The sequence below is a fragment of the Sphaerochaeta sp. genome (assembly GCF_050256055.1).
GTDB lineage: Bacteria > Spirochaetota > Spirochaetia > Sphaerochaetales > Sphaerochaetaceae > Sphaerochaeta.
In genome coordinates this window covers 1-23,931 of sequence record NZ_JBFWIJ010000004.1, presented here as the reverse complement: position 1 = coordinate 23,931, position 23,931 = coordinate 1, and the positions used below count along the sequence as shown (strand labels likewise).

22 protein-coding genes and 1 tRNA gene are annotated in these 23,931 nt (G+C 52.6%); 7 read left to right on the top strand and 16 right to left on the bottom strand.

Features of this window, described 5'->3' with window-relative positions; all coding sequences use genetic code 11:
- Positions 1-16: 16 nt before the first annotated feature.
- From amrS to AB7C91_RS02285, 10 genes are all read right to left on the bottom strand, one after another.
- Positions 17-979 carry an AmmeMemoRadiSam system radical SAM enzyme gene (gene amrS / locus AB7C91_RS02330; protein WP_428588960.1) on the bottom strand — a complete coding sequence of 321 codons (963 nt, stop codon included), beginning with the start codon at positions 977-979 and terminating at the stop codon, positions 17-19.
- The gene (gene amrA / locus AB7C91_RS02325; protein WP_332448180.1) at positions 976-1,536 is read right to left on the bottom strand and encodes an AmmeMemoRadiSam system protein A; all 561 of its coding nucleotides are present in this window, start codon (positions 1,534-1,536) and stop codon (positions 976-978) included. Before amrA ends, amrS begins: the two co-directional genes overlap by 4 nt.
- A gap of 4 nt (positions 1,537-1,540) precedes the next feature.
- Positions 1,541-2,389 carry an AmmeMemoRadiSam system protein B gene (gene amrB, locus AB7C91_RS02320; RefSeq protein WP_332448179.1) on the bottom strand — a complete coding sequence of 283 codons (849 nt, stop codon included), beginning with the start codon at positions 2,387-2,389 and terminating at the stop codon, positions 1,541-1,543.
- A gap of 140 nt (positions 2,390-2,529) precedes the next feature.
- A complete protein-coding gene (locus tag AB7C91_RS02315) occupies positions 2,530-4,887 on the bottom strand; it encodes a glycoside hydrolase family 3 N-terminal domain-containing protein (RefSeq protein WP_428588955.1) in 2,358 nt (785 codons plus the stop codon).
- Positions 4,888-4,915: 28 nt separating this feature from the next.
- Positions 4,916-5,761: a carbohydrate ABC transporter permease gene (locus tag AB7C91_RS02310; RefSeq protein WP_332448177.1), complete on the bottom strand. Its 846-nt coding sequence runs from the start codon at positions 5,759-5,761 to the stop codon at positions 4,916-4,918.
- Positions 5,758-6,723 carry a sugar ABC transporter permease gene (locus AB7C91_RS02305; RefSeq protein WP_332448176.1) on the bottom strand — a complete coding sequence of 322 codons (966 nt, stop codon included), beginning with the start codon at positions 6,721-6,723 and terminating at the stop codon, positions 5,758-5,760. The genes AB7C91_RS02310 and AB7C91_RS02305 overlap by 4 nt, the downstream gene beginning before the upstream one ends.
- Before the next feature lie 136 nt (positions 6,724-6,859).
- On the bottom strand, positions 6,860-8,215 hold the full coding sequence (locus tag AB7C91_RS02300) for an ABC transporter substrate-binding protein (protein ID WP_332448175.1): 1,356 nt from the start codon (positions 8,213-8,215) through the stop codon (positions 6,860-6,862).
- A 179-nt stretch (positions 8,216-8,394) separates the two neighbouring features.
- A complete protein-coding gene (locus AB7C91_RS02295; protein ID WP_332448174.1) occupies positions 8,395-9,051 on the bottom strand; it encodes a response regulator transcription factor in 657 nt (218 codons plus the stop codon).
- A 3-nt stretch (positions 9,052-9,054) separates the two neighbouring features.
- On the bottom strand, positions 9,055-11,415 hold the full coding sequence (locus AB7C91_RS02290; protein WP_428588950.1) for a substrate-binding domain-containing protein: 2,361 nt from the start codon (positions 11,413-11,415) through the stop codon (positions 9,055-9,057).
- Between the two features lie 168 nt (positions 11,416-11,583).
- Positions 11,584-11,656: transfer RNA gene (locus tag AB7C91_RS02285), tRNA-Met, on the bottom strand.
- Between the two features lie 275 nt (positions 11,657-11,931).
- On the opposite strand from AB7C91_RS02285, the gene trkA reads away from it, so the two are divergent.
- The 5 genes from trkA to AB7C91_RS02260 all read left to right on the top strand — a co-directional run bounded on the left by trkA (position 11,932) and on the right by AB7C91_RS02260 (position 18,066).
- On the top strand, positions 11,932-13,275 hold the full coding sequence (gene trkA, locus AB7C91_RS02280) for a Trk system potassium transporter TrkA (RefSeq protein WP_428588947.1): 1,344 nt from the start codon (positions 11,932-11,934) through the stop codon (positions 13,273-13,275).
- A 5-nt stretch (positions 13,276-13,280) separates the two neighbouring features.
- A complete protein-coding gene (locus AB7C91_RS02275) occupies positions 13,281-14,738 on the top strand; it encodes a TrkH family potassium uptake protein (protein ID WP_428588944.1) in 1,458 nt (485 codons plus the stop codon).
- Between the two features lie 71 nt (positions 14,739-14,809).
- Positions 14,810-16,186: a GntP family permease gene (locus AB7C91_RS02270; RefSeq protein ID WP_332448170.1), complete on the top strand. Its 1,377-nt coding sequence runs from the start codon at positions 14,810-14,812 to the stop codon at positions 16,184-16,186.
- A 51-nt stretch (positions 16,187-16,237) separates the two neighbouring features.
- On the top strand, positions 16,238-17,371 hold the full coding sequence (locus AB7C91_RS02265) for a glycerate kinase family protein (RefSeq protein WP_428588941.1): 1,134 nt from the start codon (positions 16,238-16,240) through the stop codon (positions 17,369-17,371).
- Positions 17,368-18,066, top strand: a complete 699-nt coding sequence (locus AB7C91_RS02260) for a DNA alkylation repair protein (protein WP_332448168.1) — start codon at positions 17,368-17,370, stop codon at positions 18,064-18,066. The genes AB7C91_RS02265 and AB7C91_RS02260 overlap by 4 nt, the downstream gene beginning before the upstream one ends.
- Here the strand turns inward: AB7C91_RS02260 and AB7C91_RS02255 are convergent, their stop codons facing one another.
- A complete protein-coding gene (locus AB7C91_RS02255; RefSeq protein ID WP_428589110.1) occupies positions 18,067-18,972 on the bottom strand; it encodes a dipeptidase in 906 nt (301 codons plus the stop codon).
- A gap of 109 nt (positions 18,973-19,081) precedes the next feature.
- Between AB7C91_RS02255 and trxA the strand changes: the two genes are divergently transcribed.
- Both trxA and trpB read left to right on the top strand, forming a co-directional pair.
- Entirely contained in the window at positions 19,082-19,393 is a 312-nt protein-coding gene (trxA, locus tag AB7C91_RS02250) for a thioredoxin (protein WP_332448166.1), read from the top strand.
- A gap of 126 nt (positions 19,394-19,519) precedes the next feature.
- Complete coding sequence (trpB, locus tag AB7C91_RS02245; RefSeq protein ID WP_428588936.1) at positions 19,520-20,803, top strand: tryptophan synthase subunit beta; 1,284 nt, start codon at positions 19,520-19,522, stop codon at positions 20,801-20,803.
- Positions 20,804-20,838: 35 nt separating this feature from the next.
- Here the strand turns inward: trpB and AB7C91_RS02240 are convergent, their stop codons facing one another.
- From AB7C91_RS02240 to rplM, 5 genes are all read right to left on the bottom strand, one after another.
- The gene (locus AB7C91_RS02240) at positions 20,839-21,756 is read right to left on the bottom strand and encodes a DMT family transporter (protein ID WP_332448164.1); all 918 of its coding nucleotides are present in this window, start codon (positions 21,754-21,756) and stop codon (positions 20,839-20,841) included.
- A gap of 51 nt (positions 21,757-21,807) precedes the next feature.
- The gene (locus tag AB7C91_RS02235) at positions 21,808-22,434 is read right to left on the bottom strand and encodes a phosphatase PAP2 family protein (RefSeq protein WP_332448163.1); all 627 of its coding nucleotides are present in this window, start codon (positions 22,432-22,434) and stop codon (positions 21,808-21,810) included.
- Positions 22,435-22,455: 21 nt separating this feature from the next.
- Positions 22,456-22,905, bottom strand: coding sequence for a regulatory protein RecX (locus AB7C91_RS02230; protein ID WP_428588933.1), 450 nt, complete (start codon positions 22,903-22,905; stop codon positions 22,456-22,458).
- Between the two features lie 159 nt (positions 22,906-23,064).
- On the bottom strand, positions 23,065-23,478 hold the full coding sequence (gene rpsI / locus AB7C91_RS02225) for a 30S ribosomal protein S9 (protein WP_332448161.1): 414 nt from the start codon (positions 23,476-23,478) through the stop codon (positions 23,065-23,067).
- Positions 23,479-23,492: 14 nt separating this feature from the next.
- Complete coding sequence (rplM, locus tag AB7C91_RS02220) at positions 23,493-23,921, bottom strand: 50S ribosomal protein L13 (RefSeq protein ID WP_332448160.1); 429 nt, start codon at positions 23,919-23,921, stop codon at positions 23,493-23,495.
- Positions 23,922-23,931 lie beyond the last annotated feature (10 nt).

The window sequence follows — 23,931 nt, the reverse complement described above, 5'->3', positions numbered from 1 at the left end:
GAAAATGAGGTGTGTGTCAGGAGCCGAACCTACCGTAGATGGGGTACCGACAAGAACTGCAACGCCCCTGTTTGAGCGTAGGCAATACATGGATGGACGAACGAATCCGATCGGTTACCAACAGTTCATGGCAGGAGGGGCAATAGGTACTTTGGTCCATCCCGCTGTTGCCGGCATAGATATAGGGGATCGATCCGGTCCTTGCTGCCTCGAGGGCTTGTCGCAGAAAGGATTCACTGGTTTCGGCTTCCGTGCAGTGATAGTTGGGGAAAAACCGGCTCAAATGCCAGACTTGGACGCCCCGCTCGTGTAATGCATGAGCCAACGTCTCGATCATGGACAGCGTATGCATACTTTCCATGACCATGGTGGTCACTTCCAGATGCGCCTTGGTCCGACCTATATATCGTATGGCCTCAAGAACCGGTTCATCACTGCCTCCGCAGAGTCGGTGGTAGAACGATTCATCCCCTTTCAGGTCTATATTGTAAGCGTCGATCCAAGGAACGATGCGCGCAAGGGCTTCCTCACTGAATGTCCCGTTGGTTACCATGATGGTGGCAAGCCCTTCCTGCTTGGCACGCTTGGCAACTTCAAGCATATAGTCCTGCCAGACCAACGGCTCACTGTAGGTGAAGCTGATCGAGGGACAGTGCCGGTCTTTCGCCCCGTCGATGATTTCCTGGATATCGACCGGCTGGCCCGCAATCACACCGGCAAAGTCGCTTTGGCTGATAAGGTAATTTTGACAGAACTGACAGGTAAGGTTACAGCCGAACATCGCAATGGACATGGTTCTGCTGCCGGGTAAAAAATGATACAGAGGTTTCTTTTCCACCGGGTCGACCGCCAGACTGACCAATGCACCATAGCCTGAAGTGATCAGTTTCCCCTCCTTATGGGTGCGTACCCCACACAGTCCTGTCTGGCCTTCCTCAAGCTGGCAGTGCCGGTAGCAGAAATCACATCGAAGTTTCACCGGTCCGCCTCGCTGAACACCTCGGCTTGGAATACTTCGAAGCGGCAGGCTTCATCGGTATAAGCTTTCGGCCAGAGGCCTGCCTTGCAGCTCAACCGTTCCAACATCGTATCGAGGTCCCAACCCTGTTCGGTTGCGACTTGGGGAAGGAATACCGCCCGATGATACCCATGGGTCAAGAGTGTGCCATCAACACCAAGACGGATCTGATGGTAATCGGAAATGCTTTGCATCGCTGAAAGTAGGGAAATCTCGATGACCAAGAGATCGAGCTCCTCCTTTGCAACCGGGTGGAACCGGGGATCATTGAACGCAGACTCACGGGCAAGGTTCGGCACTTCTTGCCATAAAGGGCCTTTTCCCCAGAGATTGCCGATGCAACCCCGAAGCTCACCCTCCTGTGTCTTGAGGGTAACGAAACAACCCAATTCATGATCGAACGGGGCATTTTGTTCCGTTTTCAAGCGGTCATAGATGGGCATCGGAACGTGGCTGAGGGTACTCTGCAACGCCTCCCGTGCCAATGCGAGCAAGGTTTGTCGATGATAACGCTCCATCCTCCTACCTCCAAAGTATCGTCGAATATGCAACAAACTCCGCATCATCGGATGCACTTACATCACCTGAAGTGTAATAATCTGCGACCCACCCCATGCTGTTCATCTTCTTTGCCATCAAGGAAACCAGCATGGCCGGAGCATAACCGCAGACGGTGCTGCGATGAGCCTTGCAGAAGGCAAAGGCATCCGTCACCCTTCCTTCGCACAGCAAATGAGACAGGGTCAGGTCATCTTCCTTCACCCGGTATTGAGCTTTGCTCTGATACGGGGTGTATCCGAAGCGGGGACCATAATGGGTAAAATCGCTGCTAGCGATGACGGCAGTCGTCCCAGCTTCCAGCTCCTGGCTCCCCAACTGGTCGATCAAGGTAGCACTCATGGCCTCTACAACATGAGGATCGGAAAAGTGTGAGATGAGGGCCATACCCACCTGAGGAGGATGCTCCAACGCTGCAAGGAAGGGCAGTGCCATTTCCAAGGCGTGTTCGGCCTGGATAGCCGAACCATAACGATCCTGAGCATTCGGCAGGCTGAAGGCTTCAAGCGTTCCCAAAGGGGTCTGGCATGCAGAAAGCGGACAACTGACCAACTGATCTTCGTTCAAGTTCGCATAGTGACTGGGAGAAAGGATCAACACTCGTTCAACACGACTGAGATCTGCGGCGAAGAAAGGTGCGATGCCGGCTTTCGAATAGAAGAGTCCGGCATGAGGAAGTACGGCAAACCGGCAGGGACCTGCTTGGAAATCAGCCTTTTTCCGCACGTCAGAGACCGCTTTTTCAACCAACTGTCTCAATGTTCTTGGATCCTTCGGATACCAGGACCCTGCAAATTGGGCATACCGTATCATACTGGTTTCTTCACCCTCCTGTCCTCATCATAGCCCACGCCAACAGAATTGCAAGCATGGCGGCAGGCCAAGAAAGAAAAGAGGCAACGTGTCTGCTTGGTACCGGGCAGACACGTTGCCGAACGGGGAGGTCCGCTCTTCTAGGAGATCGCTTGTACCACCGCCGAGGAAACACATCGCCAATTTCTGGCTACAATCCGTGTATCCCCCAGCAGGGTAAAATCGCTTGAAAACACAACGTCATCGCTGCTCTTTCCTACCATAAGCGCAAAGGTCCCACCCTCCACCTTGCGGACGTTGTCCGCACCTACAAAGGACAGGAGGTCGCTTGGCAAGGTGAAAACCAAGCGTTTCTGCTCCTTGCATGCCAGATGCACCTTGCAGAAAGCCTTCAGTTCCTTGATCGGACGAACCACTGAGGCCACTTTGTCCTGGATGTAGACCTGCACTACCTCATCGGCAGCATACGGCCCTTCATTGCATACCTTCAGGGAGAAGACAATATCGCCGGTAAGATCCACCTGGGGAGTATCCAAGGTAAAATCGGACCAGACAAGGGATGAATAACCGAGACCGTGTCCGAAGGGGTAGAGATGTCCATACTGGGACTGTACGGGCATACCCCCAGCTTTCCTGGCATGATTGTAGGCATAGGGCATCGCACCGGCCGCCTTGGGAAAGGAGAGAGTGGTACGCCCTCCGGGGTTGTTCAATCCGAGCAAGGTCCGTGCAATGGCTTCGCCGCCGCCTTCACCAGGAAGCCAAGCGGCCAGAATGGAACGGGCTTTCTTTTCTGCAAGCGACAATGCATACGGACGCCCGCTGACCAATACCACCACCACAGGCTTTCCGGTATCCAACACCCGTTCCATCAGTAACTGCTGCATGCCGGGAAGGGCCAAGGATGCGGCATCGGATCCCTCCCCAACGGTACCTTGCTGGAACAGCCCGGCGAGATCCCCGACCACCAAGATGGTGAGATCACTGTTGTTCGCCGCTTCCACCGCCTTTTCGATACGCGAGTCATCCCTGCTGAGTGCATGCTTGCCGCCCAGTTCTTCCTGTTGAATATCGCCGGGGAAGAATAGTGCACGTTCAACCTGATTCTCGTAGAGCATGCAGCCGGGTTCGAAGACCAGAGCTTCATCACCGAGCAACTCTTGCAAGGCAGAACGTATGGTCTTTGCTGCAGGGGGAACGGTTTGCTCGGGGGTATGGGAACCCTGCAGGTGCACCGGAGGGGCGTACCCACCGAACATGGCATAGGGATGATCGGCCAAAGGCCCGAGCAACGCAAGGGAAAGGCCCTTCTTGAAGGGGAGCGTCCCGTCGTTCTTCAACAATACCAACGATTGTTCTGCAGCCCTTACGGCCAGGGCATGGTTCTTCGCCGAGCCCAGTTCGATGGCTTCCTCCTGGATATACGGATGCTCGAACAAACCTTGGCGAAATTTCTCCTCAAGCACTTTCAGAACCGATGCATCCAGATCCTCGTTCTTGATCAAACCGCGATAGAGGGCTTCTATCAAACCATCCTTGAAGACGGTGAATCCAGGCAGCTCTATATCCATTCCGGCATTGAAGGCCAATGCCGCAGCTTCGGCCATGTCATTGGCTACCTGGTGATCCTTCACCAATTGCACGATCGCCTCGTAATCGGCCACCACAAGGCCGTCGAATCCCCACTGCTTCTTCAGAAGATCATTCACCAAGGAACGATTGCTGGTACAGGGAATCCCATCGATATCGTGATACGCCGGCATGACCGAACCCGGACGTGCGTTTTCCACCACCATCTCGAACGGAAGGGCGAAAGTATTGGCAAGTTCCACAGGCCCCATATGGACCGGAGCATGGTTGCGCCCGCCCTCACTGTTGGAATGCCCGACAAAATGTTTGAGGGTGGCAAGCGGAGAACGTTTGTTCCCTTGCAGGCCTTTCACATAGGAGATGCCCAGCAACCCGCAGAGGTACGGATCCTCTCCGAACGTTTCCTCCAACCTGCCCCAGCGCGCATCCCGGGCGACATCGAGCACGGGGGCCAACCCCTGATGGATACCCAGCGACCGAAGCTCGTCACCGATGGCCTTGGCAATGGATCCCACCAACTCGGGATTCCAACTCGATCCGTAGTTGAGCGCCGAGGGGAATATCGTAGCACCCTTGATCATGGCTCCGGTAAGACATTCCTCATGCAGCATGGCCGGGATTCCCAATCGTGTATGTTCGACCAGATACTGCTGGATCCGGTTGACTGCCTTCGCCTGCAAGTGGACATCATTGGCCATGGTCCCGAACGGTCGGGTAAGTTGCCCGATGCCTTTGCCCAGAACCTCCTCCTTGACATCGCCGCGCCGGCTGTCTTTCCGACCATACTCACGGAGGGCGATACTGCCGTCCTCATGTATTTCCAACCATGCAGACACCAGTTGAGCCACCTTTTCCTCGATGGTCATCTTTTTCAAGAGCTCCAAAGCCCGTTCTCGATTCTGCTGCATCAATGTAACTCCTTCCCGACACACACGCCTATTCCTTCAATGCCCCAAGCGCCACTCCGGCTATGATGTACTTGGACAAGAGGAAGTAGATAACAAACAACGGCAGGACCGTCAAGGATAAACCCAGATAGACGGAGCCGTATTCAGTCTTATAAATATCGCCACGGAGCAGGCTCACCATGATCGGCATGGTATATTTCTCGTTGTCCGTGAGCAGTATCAAAGGGACGAATAAATTGTTCCAGCTTGCCACAAAGGTGAAAATCGCCTGGGTGGCCATTGCCGGCTTCATGATCGGAAGAATGATCCGATTGAAGGTATAGAATTCCCCCGAGCCATCGATGCGGGCTGAGTTGACGATATCCAAGGAAAGGGTCGCCAACAAATACTGACGCATGAAGAACACCATTGCCGGGGATGCGATGGCGGGCAGAATCAAAGGCCACAAGCTGTTGGTCCATCCGATGCGATACATGAATTGATAGAACCCGATGCTGGAAACCTGGGCCGGTATCATCAGCACCGCGAGGATGAAACTGAAGAACGGCTGACGCAGTTTCCAGCTGTAGGCAACCAATGCATAGGCGGTCAGGGAAGAAAAATACACTGCACAGAGGGTTGCGCCGCTGCTGATCAACATTGAATTGAGGAACCCTACCGCAGGATTGAAGCTCTTTCCATTCAAAATATGCCAATTGCTGAGCAGAAAATGCGAGGGAATGATTGAGACGGAATTCTGTTGAATTTCGTAGGTGCTGCGGGTAGCGTTCACGAACATGACCAGAAAGGGGAAAATGCTCAACAATGCCAAGAACGTACAAACGAGGTAGATGATGGTTTTTGTCAGGGTGGTTGTGGTCTTCAGGCTTCTCATTGTGCCACCCCCGCTTTACGCAACGCTTTCAGGCGTTCCTTCTCCTGCCTGCGCTGCTTTGCTTCGCCCTTGTCCCGCAAAAGACGGAACATGGCTATCGAGAGTACCACGATGATCAAAAAGATGATCATGCTTGCAGCTGCAGCACGATTGTACAGGTAGCTTCCGCTGAACGCCTGATTGTAGATGAACAGGCTGCTGGTGAGCGTCGCATTATCCGGCCCCCCCCACAGGAACAGACGGGGGATATCAAACATCTGCAGTCCTCCGACCATGCTGGTGATCAAAACATAGAGCAGGATGGTCCGTAGTCGAGGCAGGGTGATCCGAAAGAAAATCTGGGGAGCACTCGCCCCGTCGATCTCCGCCGCTTCGAAGAGCGTAGGATCAATGCCCAGGACTCCGGCTATCAGAACAATCATCGAGTTGCCGTACCACATCCAGAACTGGATGAAAGCGACTACACCCCGTGCCGTCCATTTCTGAAGATGAAAGTTGGAAGGCGCATCAAGGATGCCGAGATGCATCAACATATCATTCACCGGCCCCTTGGGATAGCCGAACAGCGAATTGAACAAAATGGCGATGGTTGCCGCAGTGATGATGTTGGGCATGTAGATCAACACCTTGAACACGCCCTGGGCCTTTACCTTGTATCGCCTGGTGGTGAACCAAGCGGTGAGTAGCAGTGCCAAAAGGATCTGGGGGATGAAGTTCATCATCCAGATCAGAAGCGTATTGCCCAACGACCGTTTGAAGGTCGCATTATTCAATATCAAATGGAAATTCTGCAATGGATTCTTCAGGAAGGTAAAATCCGTCCTCCCCAAACCTCTGAGATCGGTGAAACCGATCAAGACCGTATAGATGGTGGGATACAAGGAAAAAATGAGAAACGTAAGCACGAAGGGAATGGAAAACAGATACCCGTACTTCGCATAGTTGATACCTTTCTGGCGCATAGGCAAGTCCTCCCGTAAGTATGACTGTGCATCGACTGATATCCATCACAGAGGATTTTCCCCGACGATGCGCACAAAGAGCAACCAAGGTGCAGGTGAGGATTACCCACCTGCACCAAAGGCAAGAGACGATAGGTTACTCTACGATAATGTCGAGGTTGTCCGCCACCTGCTGCTTGAAGTCGGCAAGTGCTTGCTCACGGGTCTTGTTGCCGTAACTGTATTCACGAACTTGGTCGCGCCAATAAATATTGATGGATTCGTCATATTGGGTTTTGTTCTTGCCGGTGGCGAATGCACCTGCAGGTACAAAGACATCGAACATGTTCTGTCCACCAAGGAACGGAAGCGTTCCGTCGCTCTTTTTCATCACAGTCCCGCTGGCAACGGTATCCTTGGTACCGCCGGGGCCATTGAGGGTTCCGTTCGCCCAGAAATATTGCAGACCGGTATTCGAGCTGTCCAGGGTGATCCATTCGATGAGCTTACCCACGGCATCCTTGACCGGACTGTTCTTGTTGGCCAACACCCAGGTGCCGCCCCAGAAGAATCCGACGGGAGGTTCGCAGACAGCCCAGTCGCCGTAGGTACCTTCACCGGGTTTGGTCCCCCCGCTGTTGCCGGCCATGACGTAGTTGATCAGCCATGCGGGGCCGAAGAAACCGAAGATCTTCTTGGCACCGGCATCCTTCATGTCGGCAAACCATGCATCGGTCCAGTCACGGGTGTCATTGTAATAATCCTTGTCGTGCAGCAACTTCGAGACGTCGAGGAACGCTTCACGGGCCGGGTCGATGTACAGCTTGTCGTTTACGATCCATCCTTTGTCACTGCTTCCTTCAATGGCATGCCAGATATCGCCATCTCCACTGATGATGCCGTAGCCTTTCTTCTTCAGTGCATCGGCAGCCTGGAAGAATTTCTCCCAACCGGGACCGACCTTGGTCTTGATCACTGCAGGATCGTCGGTTCCCCATACAGCCTTGGCAATGGAGCGGCGATAGATGAACGCGCCGCCGGTTGCCTGATAGCCCAATCCTACCAGATCCCCTTTCTTGTTGGTTCCGATATCCACCGTATACTGGGCGATGTCAGCTTCCTTGAGCTTGGCAGCCACATCAATCCCCAAGGACTTGTAGGGTGCTGCAAAATTGGAGGCATCCCCCTGGGTGTACTTGAGTACGAACGCTGATTCCGCACAGTAGATGTCAGGGGCGTTGTCGCCGCCGGCTGCCAAAGCCTGGTCGAGTGCAGGCTGGTAGGCGCCATCGGTGGTGGCAATGATGGTGGTCTTGATTTCATAATCGAACTCTGGATGCAATTGCTTGTACTTCTCAAGCATCTTGGGCACTTCGTCGGTGAAGCTCCATAGGTTGATCACCTTGCGTGCAGGAGATGCAGCGCCGCCTTCCGCCTGTCCGGCAGCGAACAGAGTGAAGCTCATACAGGCAACCAATACCAAGCTGACGAGCATACGCATGTTCCGTTTCATACAGATTCCTCCTTTCTTTCTCCATGTCCATGAGATATCCATGACCATCGGGTAATGCCTGTTTTTGTACAAGGCTTGTACAGCAGACAGGCTCTTACATTCATCATCCTACGGGAGCAACACGCAATCCGCCATTGGCTTTTCGTCTACTCTTTGCCTAGGACGTTTGTCCTAGTGACTCAGCGCTCGTTGCTTTTCACCCATTTGATCGCAAATTTCCGCAAGGCGTTCGCATCGCTGATGGACAGCTTTCGGCGGATGTTGTCGCGATATACATTGATCGTCTTGACCGAGAGGTTCAGCGTCTGCGCGATCTCGGTGACCCCGAATCCCTGGCCGAGCAGGCGAAGCACCTCGACTTCCCTGAGACTGAGCAGCTGAGTCGGCTCAATTTCCTCGGTCTTTTCCTGCAGCAGCATGGTGTCCAGCATATGCTGACGCATATCCTCTGAGAGGTAGATCCGGCCTTTCAACACGTGTTCGATTGCATCAAGCAGGGAAGAGGGAGCCTCCTGCTTCATCACATACGCACGGGCTCCCGCCTTCAGTGCGCTTGATGCATAAATGAGCTCATCATACATGGAAATAACGATGCATTGTATTTCCGGCCGGCTGGATTTGATGGTCTTGACCAGTTCCAATCCGTTTTCATGACCCAGTGAGATGTCAATCAAGGCCAGGTCGACCTGGGCCCGGGCAAGTGCATCAAGGGCCTCTGCGATGGTAGTGGCCTCAGCTGTCACCTGATACCGTGTTTCATTCTCGATGACACTCACCAACCCTTGGCGAAACAGGGGGTGATCATCCACGATCAGGAATCGGATGATTTGCTGCATCTATTACTCCTCCTTGAAGGTGACGCCGACACTGGTCCCTGCAGGGCTGCTTTCCAAGCAAAGCTCTGCTTTCGCCAAGGCTGCACGATTATGCATGATCCGAAGCCCCAGCCCTTGGGAAGTACGGTTGTCGGGCAAACCAATTCCGTCATCGGTGACCAGGATCGTGTGGGTGCGGCTGCCGTCACTGTTGTGCTGCGTTCGGGAGGTTACTCTGATATGCCGGGCCTTGGAGTGCTTGATTGCATTCGTCAGGGCTTCTTGTACTATTCTGAAGAGATTCAATTCCCGATTGGCATCAGCTACGCAAAACTCAGGATCCAGATCAACGCCGATCCGCACATTTGCATACCGCAGGCTGTCGGCTACCAATACCTGCAGCCGTTGTGCAAAACTGTGTCGTTCCAATTCCATGGGCATCAGGCCGCGGCTGATGGTCTTGATCTTTGCGATGGCTTCTCCCAAATGCAGGGTTATCTGGTCAAGCTCCTCCATCTGGATGGTCTTCTCGTTCAGCAGATGTTGCTTGGTCGAGGAGGCAAGCAGCGAGATACCCAAGAGATATTGGCATAAATCATCATGCAGATCTTGACCGATCCGCTCCATCGTCTTATTTGCGATGTCCATGACTTCCTGCTCCAACTCGGCACGCTTTTTCATCTCGGCAAGCAAATCCTTGGTCCGTACCTGTACCTGGCGTTCCAGGTTTTTCTCATGTTCCTTGATCTGCTCAAGCAGCAGCGATCCTTTGAGATTGCTGGAAATCTGTTCCTGCAGCACATCGTATAAGGCAGGCATCACCATGCCGAAGGGCACCAAAAAATATCCGAGCGGTTCGGAGAGATAGACCAAGGGCAGCAGAACCCATCGTTGGGTCTTCCACGCTTTTCCAAGACCGGGAGGGAGAATCTGTTTGGCCGAAAACTCTTCGTGGAGGATCGACTGCATATCCGCCCGGTCCTGGATGGACATCATCAGACGGGCCTTCCCCTCGGTTCCGACGAATCGGACCAGATAGCCATCGTCCAAACCGAACAGCAACAGGCTTTGTTTGAGATTGGGAACAAGATCCTTCAATTCAAAGGTACCGGCCAGCATGGCGCTGACTTTGCGCAGTGTATCGAATGAGTGTTCCAAGGCCAGACGTTTTGCGGCTTGGAATCGACCTATCTTGTCACCGATCAACGCTCTGGCGGCACCCATCAGCATGGAGAGCGTTTTCTCTCTGAGCTCGCTCTCCATCCGCGAGGTATATTCCACCACAGAAAGATATTCGTTCCAGCGATGCAACGACCCGCTCTCAGCCGCTGTGGCATCGATGGCCCGGTTGAGTCGGTAGATCATTTGATGGTAGTCCCCTTGCTTGACCAAATGAAGCAGGTCTTTCACCGCCAACCGTTCGGCAGGGCTTGCATAGCCCGGCATCTCATGCAATCCCGGGGTATAACTGACATGGGGATTGCATCCGCACGATTCACGGATGGCAGGTGTGCAGGGCAAACAGATATGCTCCTCCTCCCCTCCGGCCATGATTCGGTCGAGGATGTCCACGGCTATCACCCCCATTTCGTGCAGGGGTTGCACGACGGTGGTAAGCGGCGGCACGGTGTAGCGCGAAGGATCCAAGCCGTCGAAACCGATGACCGAGACTTGGTCGGGAACCTGGATCTGACAACGGGCAAGCTCCTCAAGGGCGCCGAGCGCCATCCAGTCGTTGAGGCAGATCAGGCAGTCGAACGACAGCTTGTTGCGAACCAAGTATTGGACAGCCTCATGGCCGGAGCTGTCGGTGAAGGTCCCTTTCATGATCATTCGAGGATCGACTTCGATTCCATATCGGGAAAGCATTTCGAGGCATGAGTCCAACCGTTTGATCGATTCCTCATGCGTCTCAGGTCCTTTGAGTATGGCAAATCGTCTTCTTTGGTGCACCGTAATCAAATGGTCGACCAGACTGGCAATGCTTTCCTCTCCTTGTACGGTGATGTCGCTCATTCCCTGCATGCGCATCCCGATGGATACCCGGCTCAGATGCGACCAAGGGGCAAAGAACTTGTTCAGGTCCAAGGTAGTGAAGAACGTGGCGAGGGAAGAGGCGATGATGATCAAACCATCGATGGTATGCTCGCTTGCCAGACGATAGGCAAGGTTGGATGAAGCCTCACTGGCAATCGGCGATCCGATGCGGGAACCTACGAAGGTGATGGTTCCGAATCTGCGTTTCCGTGCTTCACCTTCGATGGCGTGACATAACGTCGATTGGTATTCGTCGTCCAGATTTGAAGTAAAAATTCCGATGCACCGTGGCTCCCCTTCCATCCAGACGCTCCTTTCCCGCTTTCTGTCTGTATCATCATAACGCACACAGACAGGATTGCAAGGATAGGGTTGTCATCCGAACAAAAGGAAAGGCAACCCGTCGTGCAGCCAATGCCGCCTCAACAAGTTGCCCAAAAGCTTGGTAGAATCAGGAATCACCGTCCTGCCGTGTACCAATATACATTCAGCAGTCCATTCATCAGACCAACTATTTAGCAGGGGTAGGACTCGGACCTACGACCTTCGGGTTATGAGCCCGACGAGCTGCCAACTGCTCCACCCTGCGTCGAATTTCTTACCTACTATAGGCAAAAGAGAAAATCTTGTCAACTAGATTCTGAATAAAAGATGCTGATAAGTTATAATTTATTGCATATTAAAGAAAAAGCACTTCTCTTATCTCCATTCTCCCAAAACCAAATACCATATCCTGAAGCATGTACGTCATCAGCTCGAGTCTTCTCATTAGCCCTTTTGCTTTTCATTTTGTTCTGGTATCATCAAGACACTGACTCATCATTCTCCAGGGCGAGAGGAAAGGAGCTGGATACGAGTAAGAAAGTGATTATCCTTGGGGCGGGGAGACGCGGTCTGGGACTGGCCAAGCAGCTTGTTGCTGATGGAAAAGATGTGGTGATCATCGACAGTTCACACGAACGGATTGAAAAGGCAGTCTCGAAATTGGATTGCCTCGGGGTCTTGGGCAACGGAACGAACATCGGGACCCTCTTGGAAGCCGGGGTGGACCAAGCGGAGGCGTTCGTCGCCGTAACCGACAGCGATGAGATCAATCTGGTCTCCAGTGGATTGGTTTCCTCCTCCTATCCGCAAACAAAAACCGTAGCAGCAATACGGTCACTCGTCTATACCGGTCTGGATGGTCTGAAGGAAGGACTCTTGGGGATAGACCATATCGTCAACCCCAATACGGAAACGGCAAAGGCCATCTACAACATCATCGAACAAGGGGTGAACGGCAATGTTTTGGGGTTCAACAACTCCAGTCTTCTCCTCTATAATTTTCACGTCGAGTCATTCAGCTCCTATGTCGGTTCAAGTATCCGGGAGATGCGGTCCAAATTGGGAGCCGATTTTATCATCGCTTCAATCAACCGCAGAGGCTTGGTCGTCGTTCCTTCCGGAAATACCACCATCCAGGCCAACGACATCCTTTCCATCGTAGCAGAATCGGAAGAAGTGACCGATATCCTCAAAACCGTCGGAAAGTTGCAGAAACGACCAAACAATATGGTATTGGTCGGAGGCAGCAACGTTACCCGGGCATTGCTCAATCGCATGAGTCCTTCAATGCGCTCACGGGTGACGGTAGTGGATCAGAATCCCGATGTATGCGAAACCTTCTCTGAACGATTCAGGGAAATTCTGGTGATCAAGGCCGACATCACCGACGAGGACATCATGGCCGAGGAACAGCTGGGTTCCTACGACCTTCTGGTTGCACTGACTGACAATGACGAACTGAACATCATCACCGCAAGCTATGCGAAGCGTATCGGGGTAAGCCGTTCCATGGCCTTGATCAAACAGAACAACAACTATACGCGCATGGCTTCCTACCTGGAGATCGACGTGGTGTTCTCCACCACCGATACCACCGTCGAATCATTGTTGCGATATCTGAGAGGCACCAATGTCTCGAGCATCCACACTCTCTTCAACGGACAGTTGGAAATTTTTGAATTCATCATCAATGCGGCGAGTGAGGTGTGCAACAAACAACTAAAGGACATCAATATGCGTAAGAAAGCGATTATCGCCGGCATCACCCATGCCGACGGTACCAGCAGCATCCCGACCGGTCCTACCACGCTCGTTGAGGGCGATACCGTCTTGGTAGCCGTGTTACGCAATTCTTCGGAATTGATACAAAAACTATTCGGGTAAACGCCATGCTGAATTGGAGACTTGACTTACGCCTGTTGGCCTATATAGAACTCTTTCTCGGTTTTCTCATGGGAGTTCCCACCTTTCTTGCCTTCCATTATCATGAGCAGCAGGCGATTCATGGCTTTCTGGTCACCTATCTGGCAATCGCCGTATTTTGTTCCTTGATTGTCATTGTCTCCGGAAAACCAAAGGAAAACATCATGCTCAGTCGTGATGGGTATCTGGTGGTGACCTTGACCTGGGTGATCGCCACCGCGTTTTCCGCCATCCCGTTGGTAGCCAGCGGAGCGTACGTCGACTACAGTAGTGCGTATTTTGAGATCATGAGCGGATTCACCACCACAGGAGCGACCGTTCTGACGGAAATCGAGAGCCTTCCCAAATCGATTCTCTTCTGGAGGTCCCAGACCAACTGGTTGGGCGGAATGGGAATCGTCGTATTGTTCGTCGCCCTGCTCCCCGCGCTCGGGGTAAGCGGTACCCTTTTGGTAGGAGCGGAGTCGGTCGGTCCGACCAAGGACAAGCTGACTCCCAAGATCAAGAATACCGCCCTCATCCTTTGGTCCATCTACATTGCTTTTTCCGTTCTGGAAACCGTATTCCTGCTCATCGGAAACCTTTCTCTCTATGATGCGGTGACCGTAACGTTTTCCACCATGGCTGCTGCAGGCTTTTGTGTGAAGAACTCCTCCATCGGCACATTTTCAAGCGCCTACGTGGATGTGGTGGTAACCGTTTTCATGCTGATCAGCGGAGCAAACTTCGCCTTGTACTACAAAGCCCTCAGCGGAAAACTCTCCTCGGTCCTCAAGGACGGGGAGCTCCGCTCCTATCTGGGAATCTGGGCGTTCGTCGCCCTTGCATCAGCCCTCTATCTCTACACGAGCCAAACCTATGCCTCGTTCGGCCAAGCCTTCCGATACAGTGCCTTTCAGACTGCATCCATTTTGACCACCACCGGCTTCGCCACCACAGACTACCTGTTGTGGCCGGCTTTCCCACAGGTCTTGCTGCTTTTGCTCTTCTTCATAGGAGGATGTGCGGGTTCTGCAGGCGGCGGGGTGAAGGTTGTCAGGATTGTGACCCTGTTCAAGATGGGTCGAGCCCATGTAAAACAGCGGATCCATCCAAGGGGCATCTTCCAAGTACGGGTCGGAGAATCCACTGTTCGCCCTGATCTGATGAGTGCAATAGCTACGTTCTTTGGTGTCTACATCTTCACCGGAGTAATCGGGACGGTGCTCATTTCGCTCAGCGGATCAGATCCGCTGACCAGTTTCGCCGCATCATTCCTCTGCCTCGGGAACATAGGTATCGGATTCGGCAATGTCGGTCCTACCGGCAATTTCGCTGCATTTCCGTCTGCAATCAAATGGGTGTGCTCCTTTTTGATGTTGGTCGGAAGGCTGGAGCTGTTCACCGTCTACGTCCTGTTCTCAAAACAATTCTGGAAACGCTGAGTTTTATACATTTGTTTTCTCCTGTAGGAATACCCGTGATATACTGAGGAAAAATCCTTAGGAGGTTAGACATGTCTGGAATTGCTTTGATCATCACGTTTGTGATTGCCATTGCATTCATGATCGTGGCCATTTCGAAATGGAATGTACACCCATTCCTTGCACTCATGGGAATTTCGCTCCTCCTCGCTTTGGTGATAGGGCTTCCACTCAAGGATATACCCGGCATCATCGGTTCTGGATTCAGTGGAATTTTCAGTAGTATCGGTATCGTCATCATCTTGGGTGCCTTGATCGGTACGATCTTGGAAAAGACCGGGGCGGCCCTCAAACTTGCCGAGATGGTGGTCCGATTGGTTGGAAGGAAACATCCCCAGCTGGCAATGGAAATCATGGGCTGGGTCGTTTCCATCCCGGTATTCTGTGACAGCGGTTTTGTCATTCTCGATCCCATCCGCAAAGCCTTGCGCAAAAAGACCCAGTTCTCATCGGTTGCCATGACGGTAGCCCTTTCTGCAGGGTTATACACCAGCCATGTGTTGATCCCTCCCACCCCCGGTCCCATCGCTGCAGCAGGCACCCTCGGCATCGGGGATAATTTGTTCCTGGTCATCGTCATGGGGACGATTGTCTCAATTCCCTCTTTGGTAATCGCCTATTTCTACGCCAATTACATCGGCAAGAAAATCAAGAGTGGTGAGGAACTGGCGGAAGATACCAATGAAGTCGATTATGACACCCTGTTGGCAAGCTTCGGGAATCTTCCTGGCGGGTTCCTTTCGCTCGCTCCCATCTTGATGCCGATTCTTTCCATGGCTTTGGGTTCCCTTTCGGCAGCCATGAAGTGGAAAGGAGCGCTGGGAAGTCTCTTGGCCTTCATCGGGACCCCGATCATCGCTTTGACCATAGGCTTGATTTTCGGCATCGTCCTGTTGATCCAACGCGGTGACATGAAGCACTTCAACGCCATGACCACCGAGACGCTCAAAGTCGTCGGCCCGATCCTGTTCATCACCGCAGCCGGTGGTGTACTGGGCAAGGTCATCGCAAGCGCCGGATTCGTGGATTATATGAAGCAGAATGCCAAAGTCCTGGCGATGGTGGGAATCTTCTTCCCCTTCCTCATCTCTGCAATCCTGAAGACCGCCCAAGGTTCTTCCACCGTGGCCATCACCACGACGGCAGGTATTATGGGAAGCTTTGCGGAAAGCTCTTCCATGATGGCGGCTCTCGGCCTCACGTCTCCGATTGCAGCGGTACTTACCGTTATGGCAATCGGCGCCGGTTCGATGACCGTCTCGCATGCCAATGACAGCTACTTCTGGGTGGTGACCAACTTCGGAAAACTCAAACCCGAGGAAGGCTATCGTACCCAGACGATGGTAACATTGCTCCAAGGTATTGCTTGTATGATTTTCATCTGGCTATTATCCCTCTTTTTGCTGTAAGATAGGTGCAAGTCGGGGACTTCGGCCCCCGACATTTTTGAGGAGCCCACGATGAAGAATATCTTGTTGATCCCCGATTCGTTCAAGGGAACCATGAGTTCCGAGCAGATCTGTACCATCATGGACAGAGCCATCAAGCGTCACTATCCTGATGCGGTCGTGACCAGTATCCCGGTCGCCGATGGCGGTGAAGGGAGTGTCGATGCATTTCTCAAGGCACTCGGCGGCGAAAAGAGGACATTGACAGTCCAAGGCCCCTTTGCACTTCCTATGGAAAGTTTCTATGGCGTGGTCAAAAAAACCACTGCAGTCATCGAAATGGCCGCTTGTGCAGGACTTCCTTTGGTCGGTGATGAATTGCATCCGGACCTGACCACCACATTCGGGGTCGGCCAGCTGATTCTCGATGCGGCAAAACAGGGGTGCAAGACGATTATCGTCGGACTCGGTGGCAGCTCCACCAATGACGGCGGTTGCGGCGCGGCAGCAGCTTGTGGTGTCGTATTCAAGGATGCACAAGGTAACTCCTTCGTCCCTACCGGTGGCACGATGGGAAAGGTAGCCTCGATTGATCTTTCCAAGCTTGATCCCGTGCTCAAGGATGTGACGATCACCACCATGTGCGATATTGACAATCCTTTCTACGGTACCAATGGGGCTGCCTATATTTTCGGACCCCAGAAAGGTGCTACGCCTGAGATGGTGAAGGTATTGGATGCAAATCTCCAGAGCCTCGCCAAGGTGATCGAACGTGACTGTAAGATCGAAGTCCAGGCTATTCCCGGCGCCGGTGCTGCCGGCGGCATGGGTGGCGGGATGGCAGCATTCTTTGGATCACAGCTGCAAATGGGCATAGAGACCGTACTGGAAACCGTGAACTTCGACAAACTGTTGACGAAAGCTGATCTGGTATTGACCGGCGAAGGAAAAATCGACGGCCAGTCACTGCGTGGGAAAGTGGTCATCGGGGTTGCACGCCGAGCCAAGAAAGCACAGGTACCGGTACTCGCCATCGTTGGTGATATCGGCGATGACGTCGAAGGGGCGTATGCTGAGGGCGTAAGCGGCATCTTCTCGATCAACCGACTTGCCGTGGACTTCAAGACGGCAAAACCACGGGCTCCCCAGGATATGGAAAAGACCATCGACAATCTGATGCGTTTTACCAAACGCATGGGATTGTGAGACAAGACCTTCTCCAACAAAGGCTCAGCGGATTCGCTGAGCCTTCCTATGCGCAGTTCACCCGAAAACTGGTGACCAGCGAACGTATGGTCGTCGGAGTACGCACCCCTGTTCTGAACAAACTTGCACACACGCTTGCCAAGCAGGAAGGGGAACAATGTCTGCTTGATTTTCTGCAATCCGAGCAACCTTGGTATGAAGAGGTCATCCTCACCTACAAGGCCTTCGCCCTCATCCCGCTCCCCTTCGAGAAGCGACGCGCTTACCTGAAGCGTCTTCGGCCTTACAATGACAGTTGGGCGACCAATGACACCTTGGCGGGAAGTTTGGGTGACTTGAATGAGGACCGATCAACCTTCTATTCCGACCTGTCTGCTTTGCTCGTTCAGTCCAACGCATTTGATGTGCGTTTGGGAATCGTCTCGTTGATGCTCTACTTTCTCGAAGAGCCTACCTTCACCGATGTGCTCGAGGTGCTCTCACATGTCGACGCCAGCCACTATTATGTGTTGATGGCCCTTGGATGGGCATATGCCACTGCGTTCTGCAAGGATCGGGAAAAAACATTTGCATACCTGAAACAGGGACGACTGGCAGAACCAGTGAGAAAGAAAGCCATCCAAAAATGCATAGAATCGCGTCTGGTCAGTCCTGAGGACAAGATTTTGCTCAGAGAGCTGAGACACCAGATTTGATCAGGAGAGGACCCGAAGGGCATTGTCATACCACATGGCTTCCAAATCTTTGGTAGTGAAGCCGTTCTGTTCCAAGGCACGACGCAACCGCTCAATACCGTCATAGTGCTTGATGTCCAGGTCCCCTGACACTCCGTCAAAATCAGTCCCGATGGCGAGTACATCCCTTCCACCGACCCGCTTGAGATGGACCACATGCCTGACCATATCCTCGATATGATTTGCATTCCAGTCTTCGGAGAGAAAGGAAGGACAGAAATTCAGCCCCACCACCCCACCATGATCGGCAAGGGTTTTGATCATCCGGTCACTGAGATTTCGGCTTTGGTTGGTAATCGCCCTACAGTTCGAATGACTTGCAATGAAGGGTTTCTTCGCAACTTTGGCTACGTCATAAAACCCTTGATCATTGAGATGGGAAACATCGACCAGTATGTTGTGTGCTTCCATTTCCCGTATGGCTTCGAATCCGAATGGCTTGAGCCCTCCAATCAGGTGATGGGGGAATCCCAGGTCGTTCTCATAATTCCAGGTGAGGGTTGCCAGTCGCACCCCCCAGTCTGCAAGCAAGGCAATCCTGTCCAAATCCCCTTCAAGAATCTGCAGCTCCTCGATGCTGAGAATCGCCTTACTGTGGGTGGTTTCCTGTATCTCGGAAGCGGTACGCACATGCTTGATCCGATCCTTGGCATCGTGTAATTCCGTTTCGAAACGATGGTACAGACGCAATGCAGTCTGAAACGGGGAAACAACCGACCCAAGCTCAACGAACAAGGCGAAACAGGTGGTTACGTTTCCTGCTTTTTCCATCCAGCGAAGATCCACATTACCGTCGTTCTGTATGATATTCCCTTGTATCTCATTTGCATACAAGGAATAAATTGTATCACAATGCAGGTCTATCATCGGGTACATAAAAAAATCTTCCATCTTGTTGCCATTAGCAAATAAAAGTAGTATTTTATCTATACGATACAAGAATTCACATGTATAGTATACAGTATAGGAGAACAACATGACCAAACACGTTACCAAAAGCACATATGAAGCTGAAGTTTTGAAGAGCGAACTCCCGGTAGTCGTTGATTTCTGGGCCGCTTGGTGCGGACCGTGCCGCATGCAGGGAACCATCCTTGAACAGCTCGAAAAGGAACTCGGTGACAAGTTGAAGATCGCCAAAGTCAACGTAGATGAAGAAGGCGAACTTGCAATGACTTTCGGCGTACAGTCCATCCCCACCCTTCTGTTCTATAAAGACGGGAAAGTCGTCAACAAGGCTGTCGGCGTCCGCGATGCCGCCACCGTCAAGAAAGTGCTCGGCCTGTAACCCTGCCTCCGCTTCGAAGCGAGAAAGCCCACAGCGATTTAGGTTGCTGTGGGTTGTTTTTTGTGGATTTTGCTTGACAGTATGTTTCTATTTACAGTAACATCTGTACCCAACAAGGAGATTCCCATGAAGAATGCACTTACCCAAGCCATCAATACGACAAATCTTCCCGACGGACAGGGTTGTTTCGGAGAATTCGGAGGATCCTACATTCCTGGCGACCTGCAGAATGTGATGAATGACATCACCAGAGCATATGAAGCAATTGTCCAGGACCCTGCGTTTCTCACTGAACTTTCCGACTTGCAGAAACATTATGTGGGACGTCCCTCCCCGGTCTATCATGCAAAAAGATTGAGTGAGGCGGTGGGAGGTGCACAGATTTACCTCAAACGCGAGGATTTGAACCATACCGGAGCCCATAAGATCAACCACTGTATCGGAGAAGCCTTGCTTGCCAAGAAAATGGGCAAGAAAAAGGTCATTGCAGAAACTGGAGCCGGGCAGCACGGGGTTGCCTTGGCTACAGCAGCAGCGTTGCTCGGTCTAGAATGCGACATCTACATGGGAGCGGTCGACATCAGAAAGGAAGCTCCGAACGTCAGCAGGATGAAAATTCTCGGAGCCAATGTCGTTTCCGTTGAGAGAGGGACCAAAACCCTCAAAGATGCCGTCGACGCCGCCTTCGAAGCCTATCTGCAAGATCCAGTGCAACAGATTTATTGCATTGGTTCCGTGGTGGGTCCCCATCCATTCCCGATGATGGTCAGGGATTTCCAGAGTGTCGTCGGCATTGAGGCGAAACAACAGATTCAGGAAATGACGGGATCCCTTCCCAAAGCGATCGTTGCCTGTGTCGGGGGAGGCTCGAATGCCATGGGGATCTTCAGTGCTTTCCTCGATGACAAGCAGGTACGTCTGTATGGGGTCGAACCCGCAGGGAAAGGATTGGACACAAAGGAACATGCGGCGACGATCACCAAAGGAAAGGTCGGTATCCTGCACGGATTCAAAAGCTTTTTACTCCAGGACGAGAAAGGGGAAGCGCTTCCTGTGTATTCCATCGCCAGCGGCTTGGATTATCCGGGGGTCGGACCGCAACACAGTTATCTGAAGACCATCGGACGGGTCAACTATGAGACCGCCACCGACCGCGAAGCGGTTGAGGCTTTCTATGGACTGAGCCGGATGGAAGGCATCATCCCGGCATTGGAATCGAGCCATGCCGTCGCCTATGCGATCAAACTGGCACAAACCATGGGAAGAGACGAGACCATTCTGGTCAATTTGTCGGGTCGCGGGGACAAGGATATAGATTTTGTCATGGAGCACTATCCCTTGGTCGACTATGAACCGAAGGCCGAGGAAAATGGATTCGAGGAGTTTTTGGCACATATCAAACAGAAATGATGTGCATCCCGCACCAACTCACCCCATGCAGTGCTTCAGCTTTGCATGGGGTTTTTCTTGTTCGCAGGTCTATGCAGTTTGGATCGATTATTGAATAAGGCGAAGCCGAAAAGAATCAATACACCTCCCAGAATGGTAGGGCTGTCAGGAAGTTCTTGGATAAGGAGGACACCCAAGAGCGTAGAGAGCAACGGCGTGACAAACATGAAGTTCGTCACATCCCCGATCTGACGGGCAAGGGAGAGCGCCTTGTTCCAGAGTAAAAAGCCGATTGCACTGGGAAAGACTCCCATGAATACGACGGCAAGTACCGCAGAAAGTGGTGCGCCCTGCACCTCCGTTACCGCCTGGGGCAGGAAGATCAGGAACATGAGAGCCGATGCCGTAATCGAATAGATGGTGGCTTGAAGTGATGAATACCGACTCTTTGAGAACCGTTGGATCAGATTGTAGACGGCAAAACAAATTGCGGCTGCCAGCATCCAGAAAAGCCCCCACCCGAGTGAAACTTCCCGATGCCAGAGCGTGAGGACCAGAATCCCGCCGAATTCGATGATTACGGCTATCCAACCGACTTTGCCGAGGCGTTCATGAAACAACAGGGAAGCAAAGAAAGCGGTGAGTACGGGAACCGTCGCAACCACCACACTTGCCGTTGCGGCCGATATGGTGGTCATCGCAATATTGAAAAAGAGTTGGTAGAAGAAAAACCCCAAGGCTCCGAGCAAAAGAAACAGAGGGATGTCACGCCGACTCGGCAGACCTATGTGCTTGGCAAACCCGATTCCTACCAGTACGAGGGCAGCCGCCCCGTATCTGAGCAATCCCAACGGGAACGGACTGATCGAGCGGATGGCAATCCGGGTGAAGACAAACGCCGTGGACCAAAGGATGACGGTAAGGGCAGACAGATAGAGTACCGCATGAGCATCGTGGGATTCCTGTTGCTTCATGTGACAAACGTATGGTATCGGTAACCGGAAATCAAGCGGGTATGGTTGGGTTTACCAAGAAAGTTGCATCCCGATGGCCGATCCGACCAATACGTGGGGAGCCTTTGCATCATGGTGGGTGAGTCGGTCGGTCAGATAGGGACCGAGAAACCCGATGGCCGATCCGATGGCGGCTCCCGCCAGTACATCCCTGACATAATGATTGCCACTCACCACCCGAAGGACGGCGGTCGTGGCTGCCAAGGTCCAGGAAGCAGCGCATGCCAGTTTGACTGGGGCGGAATCGGGATACCAGAGATGCTGCATCGTCTGCAGATATGCTGCACTACTGAAGGCCATCAAGCTATGGCCGGAGGGGAAGGAGTTGTAGTCGTCACTGCTCGGCGGCGGGGCTTCAGCGGTGCCTACATAGGGTCTGGGACTGTTGATCACCTGCTTGAGGACGGTACGGACGGAGTATGCCCCGACCATGGTTGCCGCATAGCTGGTTCCAAGGGTGAAATAATCGGAAGGGGGGGCCTTAAGCGCCAACAAAGAAGGAGAGAGCATCGTCAATGCCACAGAAACATCACTGACCTTTGACAAATCCGGATTATACGGAAACGAAAGGGAAAACAGGCTCTCAGTAACCAGAACCATGATCAGGATAGTGGAGATGTACATGCGCTTGCCGTTCATAGGGACCTCTCTATCGGCAGTCTATTCATTTTGGGAAAAGCTCTCAAGTGCCGTTCTAATTTCATAGGATGAGAACCCTTTTTTCTGGAGGAGAAAGCGGGCTTGGTCCGTATCAGCATGCTTGTCCAACACCTGTCTATACGCTTTCTGCACATATTCGGTCGTCAATTCAGGCGTGTAGAGTTCATCCAGCGCTTTCTCTGCTTCCTGGCGGCCTACTCCCTTCGCAGAAAGTCGCTGGGCCATGAGTATCCTCCCCTCTGGGTTCTTGCGTTGGCGGCTCTCGATCATGAGCAACGCATAGCGATACTCACTGAGCAGGTTTTCCGCTTCCAGGTCTTCCAACACTTGTTTGATGATTGGTTGGGAAAAGCCTTTCTGCTGCAGTTTCTGTTGCAATTCCTTGGCCGTGTGTTCCCGTCTTGCAAGATAGACCAAGGCCTGGGCACGACAGTCATGCGTGTTTTGCAACTTTTGGAGGACGGAAAACTCAGCTTCCGTAAGCTCCTGACCGAGAACAAGGTGTTCCGATCGAATAAGATCGGCGCAGATGAAAAAAGGGAAACCCTCCGACGGTACAACGTGAAAGCGACCGCCTTGGATTTCCCTTTCGATTCGTGCAAATGCCACTTAGCGCTTGGAGAACTGGAACTTGCGGCGAGCACCCGGCTGACCGTATTTCTTGCGTTCGACCATACGCGAATCACGAGTCATGAAGCCTGCGGTATGCAGTGCCGGGCGGAAGCCCTCGTCGTGAGCGCACAGTGCACGGGCAATCCCATGACGGCAGGCACCGGCCTGTCCGGAAGGACCGCCACCGACAACGTTGATCAGGATATCATACTTGCCGACGGTTTCGGTGGTCTCAAGCGGCTGCTTGACGATGTACACCAACATCGGATTGGCGAAGTAGGTATCGACATCCCTGCCGTTCACCACGATCTTCCCCTCACCCTCGCGAAGGTAGACACGAGCGACAGCGGTCTTGCGGCGACCGACTCCATGACCAAGATCAACAACTTTCTTTACTTCTTTCTTTGCCATTTTCCGCTCCTACCTTAGATTTCAACCTTGATGGGTTGCTGAGCCTGCTGCTGGTGGTTGGCGCCTGCATAGACTTTCATGTTGGTGTACAACTTGCGACCAAGCGGTCCACGGGGAAGCATGCCGCGAATAGCACGTTCCATCGGATAAACCGGGTTGCGCTTCACCATCTCGGCATAACTGTATGCCTTCAACCCACCGGGGTAGTTCGAGTGGCGGTAATACATTTTGTCCTGGTACTTGTTGCCCGAAAGAGCAGCTTTCTCAGCATTGATGATAATCACATAATCGCCCATGTCCTGGTGGGGAACATATTCGGGCTTGTTCTTCCCGCGGAGGATGCGTGCAGCGGCAACTGCTACCTTGCCAAGCTCCTTTCCCTCTGCATCAATCAGATACCATTTCTTCTGAATCGTCAGCGGTTTCACAAAAATAGTCTTCATCTATTCATCC